The sequence below is a fragment of the Micromonospora sp. WMMD975 genome (assembly GCF_029581215.1).
Lineage (GTDB): Bacteria > Actinomycetota > Actinomycetes > Mycobacteriales > Micromonosporaceae > Micromonospora.
Genome location: NZ_CP120739.1, coordinates 5363696 through 5376181, shown reverse-complemented (window position 1 = coordinate 5376181; position 12486 = coordinate 5363696). Strand labels below are relative to the sequence as shown.

The 12486-nt window shown below is 73.4% G+C and carries 11 protein-coding genes; 7 read left to right on the top strand and 4 right to left on the bottom strand.

Translation table 11 applies throughout. From position 1 onward, the window contains the following. The first annotated feature begins 2 nt into the window (after positions 1-2). The gene (locus tag O7613_RS23880) at positions 3-458 is read left to right on the top strand and encodes a GatB/YqeY domain-containing protein (protein WP_281586201.1); all 456 of its coding nucleotides are present in this window, start codon (positions 3-5) and stop codon (positions 456-458) included. A 68-nt stretch (positions 459-526) separates the two neighbouring features. On the opposite strand, the gene O7613_RS23875 is transcribed toward O7613_RS23880, so the two are convergent. Then, complete coding sequence (locus tag O7613_RS23875; RefSeq protein ID WP_282290098.1) at positions 527-2953, bottom strand: transglycosylase domain-containing protein; 2427 nt, start codon at positions 2951-2953, stop codon at positions 527-529. A gap of 401 nt (positions 2954-3354) precedes the next feature. On the opposite strand from O7613_RS23875, the gene O7613_RS23870 reads away from it, so the two are divergent. Then, entirely contained in the window at positions 3355-3675 is a 321-nt protein-coding gene (locus O7613_RS23870) for a WhiB family transcriptional regulator (RefSeq protein WP_281586205.1), read from the top strand. 25 nt (positions 3676-3700) lie between these two features. Here O7613_RS23870 and O7613_RS23865 read toward each other — a convergent pair whose 3' ends face one another. The 3 genes from O7613_RS23865 to O7613_RS23855 are packed head-to-tail and all read right to left on the bottom strand — an operon-like array spanning position 3701 to position 6507. After that, positions 3701-4852, bottom strand: coding sequence for an ArsA-related P-loop ATPase (locus O7613_RS23865; RefSeq protein ID WP_281586206.1), 1152 nt, complete (start codon positions 4850-4852; stop codon positions 3701-3703). A gap of 54 nt (positions 4853-4906) precedes the next feature. Next, complete coding sequence (locus O7613_RS23860; protein WP_281586208.1) at positions 4907-5881, bottom strand: ArsA-related P-loop ATPase; 975 nt, start codon at positions 5879-5881, stop codon at positions 4907-4909. 26 nt (positions 5882-5907) lie between these two features. Further along, a complete protein-coding gene (locus O7613_RS23855) occupies positions 5908-6507 on the bottom strand; it encodes a hypothetical protein (protein WP_281586210.1) in 600 nt (199 codons plus the stop codon). A 333-nt stretch (positions 6508-6840) separates the two neighbouring features. On the opposite strand from O7613_RS23855, the gene O7613_RS23850 reads away from it, so the two are divergent. The 5 genes from O7613_RS23850 (at position 6841) to O7613_RS23830 (ending at position 12441) form a co-directional block, all read left to right on the top strand. Next, entirely contained in the window at positions 6841-7287 is a 447-nt protein-coding gene (locus O7613_RS23850) for a hypothetical protein (RefSeq protein ID WP_281590022.1), read from the top strand. Between the two features lie 62 nt (positions 7288-7349). Next, positions 7350-7505 (top strand): DUF4177 domain-containing protein, encoded by a 156-nt coding sequence (locus O7613_RS23845; protein ID WP_013289021.1) that lies wholly within the window; start codon positions 7350-7352, stop codon positions 7503-7505. Positions 7506-7508: 3 nt separating this feature from the next. Then, a complete protein-coding gene (locus O7613_RS23840; RefSeq protein WP_281586211.1) occupies positions 7509-7970 on the top strand; it encodes a RidA family protein in 462 nt (153 codons plus the stop codon). Positions 7971-8080: 110 nt separating this feature from the next. Then, a complete protein-coding gene (locus O7613_RS23835; RefSeq protein ID WP_282290094.1) occupies positions 8081-8866 on the top strand; it encodes an MBL fold metallo-hydrolase in 786 nt (261 codons plus the stop codon). Continuing rightward, positions 8863-12441 (top strand): adenylate/guanylate cyclase domain-containing protein, encoded by a 3579-nt coding sequence (locus O7613_RS23830; protein WP_282290093.1) that lies wholly within the window; start codon positions 8863-8865, stop codon positions 12439-12441. The genes O7613_RS23835 and O7613_RS23830 overlap by 4 nt, the downstream gene beginning before the upstream one ends. Positions 12442-12486: the final 45 nt, after the last annotated feature.

Below are 12486 nucleotides of genomic sequence, written 5' to 3'. Positions count from 1 at the left end.
CCATGAGCACGCTGAAGGACCGTCTCACTACCGACATGCGCGCCGCCCTCAAGGCCCGCGACGAGCTGACCACCTCCACGCTGCGGATGGCCCTCGCGGCCGTCGGCAACGCCGAGGTCGCCGGCCGGGAGAAGCGCGAGCTCAGCGACGACGAGGTGCTCGCGGTGCTGACCAAGGAGGCGAAGAAGCGGCGCGAGGCGGCCACCGCCTTCGCCGACGCCGGGCGCGCCGAGCAGGCCGGCAAGGAGACCGCGGAGGGCGCGGTGCTGGAGCGCTACCTGCCGAAGCAGCTTCCCGACGACGAGCTGGCCGAGCTGGTCTCGGGGGCGCTCGCCGCGGGCGGCTTCACCGGCAAGGCGCAGATGGGCCCGGCCATGAAGGCGGCCCAGGCCGCGGTGGCGGGCCGGGCCGAGGGGGGCCGGGTGGCCGCCGAGGTACGCCGGCAGCTCGGCCTCTGAGGTTCGTCTGAACGGACGGAACGGGCGGGCACCCGCTGGGGTGCCCGCCCGTCGTCGTCGCTTCCCGGTCAGCGGCGTCCAGGCCGCCCGTTGTTTTGGTTCGGTGGCGTGTCCGGCCCGCCGGAGTTGCCCGGTTTCGGCGCGCCCTGGCCGGAGCTGACCTCGATCAGGACCACGCCGCCCTTGATGGTGCGCCCGTCCGGGCTGGTGCCGGCCGCGCTGCCCGCCGGGCACTCCGACGGCACCCGGTTGCTGGAGACCACCGGCTCGAAGCCGGCGCCCTTGATCCGTGACTTGGCGGTGTCGACCGACTCGCACTTCACGCCCGGGATCGAGCGCTGGTCACCCATGACGATCTTGCCGCTCGGCGGGGTGAAGTTCTTCCGCTCCTTGCCCTTCATGGCGTCGCGCAGCGTCTCGTAGACGGCCGGGTTGATGCCGTCCTTCACGTCATGGCCCATTTTCTGGTTGGTCTGCGCCCAGTCCGGGTCGGCCATGATGCCGGCCACCGCGTACTGCTTGGTCATGGCGACCAGGGCGGAGGTCTTGTCGCCGTCGGTGGTGCCGGACTTGCCGGCCACCGGCGCCTTGACGATGCCGCGGACGTTGCCGGCGGTGGCGGAGGGGCCGCACTTGGAGGTGGAGGAGTGGTCACCGACCGGGCAGCGGGCGGCGTCGACCGCCGCGCGGGCCACCTCGGTGCTGACCCGCTGCTCGCAGTGCGGGTTGGCGATGTCGAGCTTGTCGCCGTCCGGCCCGCGGATCTCCTGCACCGGGATCGGCTCGCAGTATTTGCCGTCGGCGGCGAGCGTGGCGTAGGCGTTGGCGAGTTCCAGCGGGGTGGTCTGCGAGACGCCGAGGCTGAACGCGCCCCACTGGTGCGGGTTGGCCGCGAGCGCGGCGTCGTCCGACGAGCGGAACGTGATGCCGAGCTTCTGCGCCGCCTTGACCACGTTCTCGGCGCCGACGCGCTGCTGGAGGTCGATGAAGAAGGTGTTGACCGAGAAGCTGAAGCCGCTCCACATGTTGTGCATGCCGGCCATCGCGGGGTTGGCGTTCTTCGGGCAGTACTTGCTGGTGCCCGGGCAGGCGGCCGGTGAGTTGAACTTGACCGGGTAGTCCGACTTGAAGACCGGCTGGGCGTCGATCGGGTAGCTGAGCGGGTAGCCCTTCTCCAGCGCGGCCACCAGCGTGAAGATCTTGAAGGTGGAGCCGGCCTGGTAGCCGGAGATGCCGGGGCCGCCGGTGATCAACGGGTTCACCGTGTTCGGGTAGTTGCCCCGGATCTTCTTCTTGGCCTTCTTCGGCTCACTGGCGAGCTTGTTCTGCGGGTGCTTCGGGTCGTCGATCTTGAACTTGCGGTTCGTCGCCACGGCCCGGACCCGGCCGGTGCCGGGCTCGATCACGGCCACCATCCGGGCCGCCTTGCTGCTCTCGCTCAGGTGGTTGCGGACGGCCTTGTCGGCGGCCTTCTGCGCCTGCACGTCCATGCTCGTGACGATGGTGTAGCCGCCGCTCTTCAGCCGCCGCTCACGGTCGTACGTGGTGCTGCCGAACGTCTCCTGCCCGAGCCACCAGCGGTAGAAGAAGTCGCAGAAGAAGCCCCAGGAGTTGGTGCTGGTCTGCACGCAGCCGTTCGGGGTGCGCTTGTCCTTCACCACCAGCTTGATCTTCTTGGCGGCGTCCGCCTCCGCCTGGGTGATCGCGCCGATCTGCACCATGTTCTGGATGACGTAGTCGCGCCGGCCGACCGCCTCCGGGTAGCCGGCCTTGGTGGTCGGGTCGAACGCGGTCGGCGCCTTCACCATGCCGGCGAGCATCGCCGACTCCTGGATGTCGAGCTTGCTCGGCGGCTTGCCGAAGTAGACCTGGCTGGCGGCGTAGATGCCGTACGCGCCGTTGCCGAACGCGGCGATGTTCAGGTAGCGCTCCAGGATCTCGTCCTTGGACAGCTCCTTGTCGACCTGGAGCGCGAGGCTCATCTCACGCAGCTTGCGGGCGCTGGTGTCCTCGGTTGCGGCGACCACGTCGGCCGGGTGGGTGGCCGAGTAGGAGATGGCCAGCCGGACGTACTGCATGGTGAGCGTCGAGGCGCCCTGCTGGGAGGAGCCGGAGGACTGGTTGTTGACGAACGCCCGGGCCACGCCGTTGAGGTCGACGCCGTTGTGCTTGTAGAACTCGTGGTCCTCCGCCGCGATGAGGGCCTTCTGCATGATCGGCGAGACGTCCTTGAGCTTGACGTCCTTGCGGTTCTCGTCGTACATGGTCGCCAGCGGCGTCTTGCGATCGGAGGCAAGCAGATAGGTGATCTGCGGAGCGCGGGCCACCGTCAGCTCCTTGGGCAGCGCGCCGAACGTCTCGGCGCCCGCCTTTGCGGCAAGGCCGGACATCGCCACCGCAGGGAAGGCCGCCGCGGCGACCACCACGCCGGCCAGCAGGCCACAGATCAGCAGCGATGCGGCGTTGGTAAAGACATTGTGGTCACGTTTCCGCATCCAGGTCACCTCGACAGGGTACGCGAGCAGGGATCGGCCGGCGCACGGGGAACTTTCCCCATTTCCATCCCGCGCCGGCCTCGTTGTGCTAAACGCACGAGCCCTGGTCCGGGGTTGCGTGAGATCCGCCGGAAGTCGTCGCCGATCTCGGGGGCGGGGCGGCGTTTCTCCGTACCGGGGACGGGTAGTCGGCGGCGAAGGCCCGGGAAGCCGGGAGTGTCCGGAATGATGGATTTAGCCGACAACGTTGCGTAATCAGGCGACTACACAGCATGATGGTGACGGCGATCGCAGTCACACGTCGTCCGTGCCGCCCTGGGGAGGTCGGCCGGACGACCGGGGGGAAGTTCGGGGGCTGCTCGCACGAAGTCGGTAGGTACTGCAAGGGGGGACGTGTACAGATGGGCATGATCACTGACTGGCCGTCGCTGGCGGCGTGTCAGAACGGGGACCCGGACGCGTTGTTCGTACAGGGCGCCGAACAGAACGTGGCGAAGAGGATCTGCCGGAGCTGCCCAGTTCGGTACGAGTGCCTGGCCGACGCGCTCGACAACCGGATCGAGTTCGGGGTGTGGGGTGGCATGACCGAACGCGAACGCCGTGCGCTGTTGCGCCGGCACCCGCAGGTGACCAGCTGGCGCAAGATGTTCGAGGCGGCCATGAAGAAGAACGCCAAGGACAAGTCCGGCAAGGACAAGATCCTCGTCACCACCGCCACCTGACCGTCGGGCGGCCCGCCGGCCCCGTTCACTGCCGGCTGATCGCCTCGCCGATCGTCCGCAGCCCGTCGACGTCGTGCACGTCGGCGGGCTGCGCCGTCACCGACACCGCCGGCACCGCCGGGAACGCCTCGGTGAACCGGGCCGCCACCCGCTGCTCGCGTACCGCCTGCTGGGCCAATGCGGCGTGCGCGCGCAGCACCTCGGCGGCGGCCTCGTGGCCGCCGGAGGCCGCCAGCCGATCCGCGGCGGCCAGGCTCCGCTCCGCGGACAGCCCCGCCGCCGCGGGCCGGTGCACCCGGTTGAGCACGAGCCCGGCCAGCGGCATCCGCTCGTCGCGCAGCCGGCCGGCGAAGTAGGCGGCCTCCCGGACCGCGTCCGGCTCCGGCGCCGCGACCAGCAGGAATGCGGTCTCGCCAGCCTGAAGGATCCGGTACGTCTGCTCGGCCCGCTGCCGGAACCCGCCGAACATCGAGTCGAGCGCGGCGACGAAGCCGGACAGGTCGGTGAGCAGTTGGGCGCCGAGCACCTTCTGCACCACCTTCGAGAACATCCCGAAGCTCGCCGTGACCAGGCTGAACATGCTCCGCCCGCCACTGCGCGCCGGAGCCAGCAGCAGCCGGAGCATCCGGCCGTCGAGGAACCGGGACAGCCGGGCCGGCGCGTCGAGGAAGTCGAGCGCGGAGCGGGACGGCGGGGTGTCCACCACGATCAGGTCCCACTCACCGCGGGCGTGCAACTGGCCCAGCTTCTCCATCGCCATGTATTCCTGCGTGCCGGCGAAGGTGGAACTCATCGCCTGGTAGAAGGGGTTGGCGAAGATCTCCGCCGCCTTCGCCGGGTCGGTGTGCTGGAGCACCACGTCGTCGAACGTGCGCTTCATGTCGAGCATCATGGCGTGCAGCTCACCGCCGCTGTCCTCGACGTCGATGCCCTTGACCTGGCGCGGCGTGTTGTCCAGCTCGGTCAGGCCGAGCGACTGCGCGAGCCGGCGGGCCGGGTCGATGGTGAGCACCACGGTGCGCCGGCCGTGCCGCTCGGCCGCCCGCAGCGCGAGCGCCGCGGCGGTGGTCGTCTTGCCCACACCGCCCGCCCCGCAGCAGACCACGATCCGCACGCCCGGGTCGGCGAGGATCTGGTCGACGTCCAGCGGAGGCGCCGCGTCTTCGGAAGGCACCAATCGAGCGTATCGGTCCCGAGGGGCTCTCTGCTCCGTGCCGGCCGCAGGTGTGAGTCAATCCGCCCGGACGAGCGCCTCGGCCAGCGTCTCCAGCCCCGCCCGGTCGACCCCGTCGGGCAGCAGCGGCAGCTCGGTCAGAGGCAGCTCCAACTCCACCAGGTCGCCCCGCAGCGAGTCCTCCAGGTCGCGGCGTACCCGCTGGTCGCGGGCCTCCTCGGCGAGGCCCGCCACGGTCCGCGCGTCGGTGGGCAGGCCGGCGGCGGCCAACCCCCGCCTCAGCTCCGCCGCGGTGACCGTGCGACCGGCCGGGACCGGCGGGCGGACCGCGTTCACGATCACCCGGCCGACCGGAAAGCCCAACTGGGTCAGGTCGGCCACCGCGTCGAGCGTCTCCTGGACCGGCATCTCCTCCAGCAGCGTCACCACGTGCACCGAGGTCATCGGCGAACGGAGCAACGCGGAGACGCCCTCGCTCTGGGTCTTGATCGGGCCGACCTTGGCGAGCCGGGCGGTCTCCGCCGTGACGTTGAGGAAACGGCCGATCCGCCCGGTCGGCGGCGCGTCCAGCACCACCGCGTCGTACGCCCGGCGTGACCCGCTGGTGCGGGTGGTGGCCTCCTTGACCTTGCCGGTGAGCAGCACGTCCCGCAGGCCCGGGGCGATCGTGGTGGCGAAGTCGATCGCACCGAGCTTGCGCAACGCCCGGCCGGCCGCGCCGAGCTTGTAGAACATGTCCAGGTATTCGAGGAGGGCCTCCTCGGCGTCGACCGCCAGGGCCCGCACCTCACCGCCGCCGGGGGCGTCGGTGAGGTGCCGCTCCTCGTAGGGCAGCGGGTCGGTGTCGAAGAGCTGGGCGATGCCCTGTCGCCCCTCGACCTCGACCAGCAGGGTGCGCCGGCCCCCGGTGGCCAGCCCGAGGGCCAGCGCGGCGGCCACGCTTGTCTTGCCCGTGCCACCCTTGCCGGTCACCACGTGCAGGCGGCCGGGCCATCTGCCGGCGGACTCGGCCGGCTGCTCACTCGCTGCCACCCGTCGAGCCTAACCAGCCGGCGGGATCAGGCGACCTCGCAGACCCACCAACCCGTCCTCCGCACCACGGTGAAGCGCAACTCCTGGTCGGCGACCTTCTCGTCGGCGGTGGTCATGGTGACCCGGGTGGAGACCGTGGCGCGGTCCCCGGTCTGGTTGTCGACGGTCGGATTGGTCCAGCGGAACCGGGGGTTCTGGTATTGCCCGGCGTACTTCTGCACCTCGGCGACCTTGGCGGCGATCCGGTCGTCGTCGCGGGCCGCGGAGCAGACGAACGTGGCCGCCTTCTCGGCGTCCTGTTCCTGGTAGACGGCCTTGAGGAAGCCGTCCACCGCGACCTGCGGCTCCTCCGCGCCCCGGCCGTCCTCGCCGTTGCGGAGGGCGAGGAACGCGGCCGTGCCGCCGCCGCCGCAGAGCAGAACCGCCGCGACCAGCACGATCGAGACGACCAGCAGGGACCGGCGCCTGGGCGGACGGGCCCCGGGTGGGTACGGCGGGTGGCCCGGTGGTGTGGCTGCGTGCGCCGGCTGGCCGGGACCGGCCGGCGGGGTGGCGCCGGCGGACACCGGCTGCGGGATCGGGTCGCCGGGCATGCCGGTGGCACCACCGGCGGGCGGTTGGGTCATCGGACTCCCCCGGGTTGCGGCGCGCCCGTCGCCGCCCCAGGCGACGGGCACGGGTCGAGGTGATGGGCGAGCGACCGCGACCGCCCAGTCCGGAAGGGTAGCGGTCGGCGGCCCGCTTGCCAGCCCCGCGTGTGTGGTTGCCGGATGGGAAATCGCCGTCGCGTTTCGGACCAGCCTTGTGTCGCATATGTGACTTTATGTGATCAGGCGTGCGCGTCCCGTTGTCGAAGCGGGTGGGCGCGCCCTACGTTCGTCGCGGAGCGGTGACCGGACCGGGGGAGGCCGAGCCGCACGGTGGTGTTGGTGAGCAGGTATGACGCCCGGAGGCAGCGCATGCGCGACGCGGAGAACGTTCCCCGAGCACAGTTTCCCCCCGGCGACCGGGCCGCGCGGCCCGGCGGCGCCGACGGTCCCGGCGCGGGCACACCGTTCAACGAGCGCTCGTACCGTCCCGCGGCGGAGACGGTCCGGACACTGGTCCGGCCCACCGTCCGAGGCCGGGACGAGGAGGAGCCCGGCTACGTCATCCACCTGCCGGTGCGGGTGCCCGACCTGGCGTCGGCCACCGCGCTCGCCAGCATCGTGGCCACCTCGTTGGGCTTTCTCGCCGAGTTGGACGCCGGCGAGACCACCGTCTCCACGGCGGACGACCAGAACAACAGGCACCGCGTCTTCTGCGACCTGCTGCTGGTCGACCGCAGCCGCTGCCCGCAGCGTTACGAGCACGAGGGGCCCTGCGGCGAGCCGCCCGCGCCGGAGCAGCGTCCCGCGACGGGCTGAGGCCGCCGGACCGTAGGCTGTGCCTGACCGAAGTCCACGTCAGGCAAGGGAGCCTTCCGCCGATGCAGAAGTGGGAATACGCCACGGTCCCGCTGCTGGTCCACGCGACCAAGCAGATCCTCGACAACTGGGGTGAGGACGGCTGGGAGCTGGTCTCCGTGGTGCCCGGCCCGAACCCGGAGCAGCTCGTCGCGTACCTGAAGCGCCCGAAGGGTTAGCCGATGAGCAACGGACCCCACGCCAAGCTCGCCGAACTCGGCCTCGAACTGCCCGAGGTGGTGCCGCCGGTGGCCAGCTACGTGCCGGCCGTCCAGTCCGGCCGGCACGTCTACGTCTCCGGTCAGCTCCCGATGGCCGACGGCAGGTTGCTCGCCACCGGCAAGGTCGGCAACGGCGTCTCCGCCGAGCAGGCCAAGGACCTGGCGCAGCGGTGCGCGCTGAACGGGCTCGCCGCGGTCGACGCGCTTGTCGGGTTGGAGAACGTGGTCAAGGTCGTGAAGCTGACCGGCTTCGTGGCCAGCGCGTCCGGTTTCACCGGCCAGCCCGGGGTGATCAATGGCGCGTCGGACCTGCTCGGCGCGGTCTTCGGTGAGGCCGGGCGGCACGCCCGCAGCGCCGTCGGCGTGGCCGAGCTGCCGCTCGACGCCCCCGTCGAGGTGGAGCTGATCGTCGAGGTCGGGTAACGCGATCCTGCGGGTCCGCCCCCGGGCGCAAAGCCTCAGACGAGGACAAACCCGGGGGCCGGACCTGCAAGATCGCGGAGTGTGGCCGGCGGGGTCGTACGATCGCTGCCATGGGTGGGCGTGTGACGGGGGCGCTGGCGGACGGGTTGCCGGCATGGGTGACGTTGCTCCGCGCACCCAACCCCGGGCCGATGACCCTCGACGGGACGAACACCTGGGTGCTGCGGCCCACCCTCGACGCGCCGGCCGTGGTGGTCGATCCCGGCCCGGCCGACGAGGGGCACCTGGCCGCGATCGCGGCGCACGGCCCGGTCGGGCTCGTGCTGATCACACACGGGCACCCGGACCACACCGAGGGCGCGCCCCGGTTGAGCGAGCTGCTCGGTGGCGTGCCGGTGCTCGCCGCCGACCCGGCGCACACCATCGGTGGTGCGCCACTGACGGCCGCCACCCTGCCCGACTCGGGTCTCGGCATCCGGCTGCTACCCGCCCCCGGGCACACCGCCGACTCGATCTGCCTCCTGGTCGAGCACGACGACCAGCCGGCGGTGCTGACCGGCGACACCATCCTCGGCCGGGGCACCACCGTGGTCGCCCACCCGGACGGGCACCTCGGCGACTACCTGTCGAGCCTGGAACTGCTCTCGGCGTACCGGGGGATTCCGGCGCTGCCGGGGCACGGCCCGGCGCTCGCCGACTGCGGTGCGGTGGCCGAGTCCTACCTGGCCCACCGGCGGGCCCGGCTCGACCAGGTGCGCGCCGCCGTGGCCGCCGGCGCGACCACCGCCGCCGAGGTGGTCGCCGTGGTCTACGCCGACGTGGACCGGTCGCTGTGGTGGGCCGCCGAGTGGTCGGTCCGCGCCCAGCTCGAACACCTCGGGGTGGAGCAGCCGTGACCTGCCCGGTGTGCGGGACCGTCGCCGTGCCCGGCGCGAAGTTCTGTCACAACTGCGGCGCGGCGCTGCCGGCCGCCGCCACGCTGCCGGCCGCCGAGCGCCGGGTGGTCACCGTCCTCTTCGGCGACCTCTCCGAGTTCACCTCCTGGTCGGAGGACCTCGACCCGGAGCGGGTCGGGGCGGTCACCGACCGGGTGCTGGCCGCCCTCGCCGGTGCGGTCAAGACGTTCGGTGGGCACGTCGACAAGCTGACCGGCGACGGGATCATGGCGGTCTTCGGCGCGCCCGTCGCGCACGAGGACGACGCCGAACGGGCGGTGCGGGCGGCGCTGTCCATGCAGCGGGCCGTTCGCCGGGTGCTCGACGACGAGCGGGGCGGCGGCGCGCCGCTGGGCCTGCGGGTCGGGCTCAACACCGGGAACGTCATCGCCGGCATCCAGGCCGCGATCGAATACACGGTCATCGGCGACACGGTGAACACCGCCGCGCGCCTCGCCGACGCCGCCGCGGTCGGCGCGATCTACGCCGGCGCGCGCACCTCCGCCGCGACCCGGCACGTCGCCTCCTGGCGGGCGCTGCGCCCGCTGCGGCTCAAGGGCAAACGCGAGCCGGTCGAGGCGTACGAGCTGCTGGGCCTGCTGGACGCCCCGGGCACCCGGTCCGGTCTCGGCGACGAGGCGCCCTACGTGGGCCGGGAGACCGAGATCGGCCGGGTCGCCGGCCGGCTCGCCGAGGTGATCGACCGGGGGGAGCCTCGGGTGCTGCTGATGACCGCCGAGGCGGGCATCGGCAAGTCCCGGTTCGCCGCCGAGGTGGAGCGCCTCGCCGCCGGCTACGACGTCGGCGCCGGCCGGTACGCGGCGCACACCGGCGCCCGGGTGCTCTCGGTCCGCTGCGCCGCGTTCGGCGAGCGACGCCGGCTGGCGCCCCTGGCCGACCTGGTCCGCGCCGCGGTCGGCCTGCCCGGCGACCCGGCGACCGCGGTCACCCGGGCGGCCGTCGAGGAACGGCTGCGCCGGCTCGGCCAGCGTCTCGCCCGGCTCCCCGGCGACCCGCCGCAGATCGCCGTGGACCAGCTTCTGGCCCTGCTCGGGTACGCCGAGCTCCCGCCCGCCGCGGACAGCGTCGAGTGGAACGCCGCCGCGCCGCCGACGGACGCCGAGGCGGTGCCGAACGCGGTCGCCGACCTGCTCAACGCGCTCGCCGGCGAGGCGCCCATGATGATCGTGGTGGACGACCTGCACGACGCCACCGCCGAGACGGTCAAGGCGCTCGCGCTTGCCCTCAACCGGCTGGCCGGGCCGGTGCTGGCGCTGCTGCTCGGCCGCCCCGAGCTGGTGCGGACCGCAGGCGTGCTGACCCGGCTCGCGGACGCCGAGGTGCACGCGCTGCCGCCGTTGCGCGGCGCGGACGCGGCCCGGCTGCTCACCAGCTATCTGGGCGGCGGCCGGCTGCCGCAGGCCGACGCGGACCGGCTCCTCGCCACCGCCCAGGGCAACCCGTTCTACCTGGCCGAACTGGTCACCCTGCTGATGGAGCGCGGTGCGCTGACCGCGGGCGCGGGGCGCGGCACGGACGTGGCCTGGCGGCTGGCACCCGGCTCGCTCGGCAGCCGGCTGCTCTCCCGGGACCTGGCCGCCGTCCTCGCCGCCCGCATCGACGCGCTGCCGCCGGACGCCCGCTCGGTGCTGCGCGACGCCGCGGTGGTCGGCGACACCGCCGTCGCCGGCGCGCTCGAGGCGCTGCGGGAACAACGGGCCGGGCGGGACGGGCGTCCCGCCGCGGTGGCCGAGGTCGAGTGGGACCGGGCCGTCGAGGAGTTGCTGCAACGCCGGATGCTGCACCGGACGCGCACCGGCTTCGCGTTCGCCACGCCGCTGATGCGTGAGGCCGCGTACGCCGGGGTGAGCAAGGCCGAGCTGGCCGAGCGGCACGCCGCACTGGCCCGCTGGGCCGCGCCGGAGAGCACGGACCCGGCCGGCGTCCCCGCGGGCGGGTTCACCGAGGCGGCCCGGGACGACTTCGTCGCCGCGCACGTCGAGCGGGCGAACGCGCTCGCCGACGCGGTCAAGCTCCGCCCGGACGCGCCGGCCCGGGCGGTCGCCGGCCTGGGCGTGGCCGCGCTGGGCCGGGCCGCCCGCCGGTCGCTGCGCGTCGGGGAGCCGGCGCTCGCCGTCGAGTACGCGGAGCGCGCCGCCGAGCTGGCCCGGGGCGGACTGCCTCCGGCGGAGCGGGTGGTGCACGCCCGGGCACTGCTCCAGATCGGCCGCCCGGCCGACGCGCTCGCCTCGGCCGAGAAGATCGCCGCGAACGCCGGGGAAGCGGCCACCCGGGCCGCCGCGCTGCTGCTTGCCGGTCAGGCGCAGCAGACCCTGGGCGACGTCGAGCGGGCCGACCGCAGCTACACCGAGGCGTTGCAGGTGGCCACCGACGCCGGCCTGCCGACCCTGCGGGCCTCGGCGATGCGCCGGCTCGGCATGGCCGACTTCGTCGCCGGCCGGCTGGGACAGGCGAGCAGCCGGCTGGCCGCCTCCTACCAGGTCAGCCTCGCCGCGAAGGACCCGCGCGGCCAGGCCTGGTCGTTGCAGAACCTGGCCTGGGTGACCACCACCCGGGGTGACTTCGCCGGCACCGACGCGGTGCTCGGCCGGGCCGCCCGGCTCTTCGCCGAGCTGAAGGACCCGTACGGGCGAGCCTGGCTGCGTGGCACCACCGCATTCGCCCGGCTGCTCGCCGGCCGGCTGCGGGAGGCGTACCGCCTGGCGAACGTCTTCCTGCCGTTCGGGGAGCGGGTCGGCGAGGCGTGGGCGGTGGGCACGCTGCGGGCGGTCGAGGCGTATGCCACGGCTGAGCTGGGCGACCTGGCCGAGGCGGACCGGGCGGCGCGGCGCGCGTACCGGGAGTTCGCGGCGGTGGGGGACGACTGGGGGCAGGGCTTCGCGCTCGTGGTGCGCGGCGTGGTGGCGCGCGGGCTGGGCGAGCCGGAGCACGCCGCCGACCTGTTCGGCGACGCGCTCGGGTACGCCGACCGGACGACCCACCCGCTGCTCACCGGGATGGCCGGCACGCTGCGCGGTTTCGTCGCGCTGGACATGGGTGACTGCGAGACCGCCGAACGGGAGGCCCGGTCGGTGCTGACCAGCGTGGAGCCGCACAATCCGCAGGCGCCGGCCCAGGTCGCGCCGCGGGTGCTGCTCGCCATGGCCCGGGTCGCGGCCGGTGACCCGGGTACCGCGGTGGGGCTGCTCGCCCCGGTGGCCACCGGGGCGGCGAACGCGCCGTCGTTGCTGTTCTCCCGGCGGCAGACGATGGCCCGGTACGCGAGCGCGCTGCTCGCCCACGGCCAGCGGGAACAGGCGCTGGACTGGGCGCGGCGGGCCATCGCCGCCCCGGCCGAGGACGTCCGCAGTCAGGTGGTGGCGCGGATGGTGCTGGCCGAGGCGCTGGCGGCCGACGGGCGTGCGGTGGAGGCGAGGGCCAGCGCCGAGGAGGCGGTGCGCCTGGCGTACGCCACCGAGCAGCGCAGTGAGCGGGCCGCGGCCGACGCGTTGCGGGCCCGCCTCGCTGCCGCCTGACCGCATCGTGGTTCTGCCGGTTCCGGGGATGTGCTTGTCGGTGCG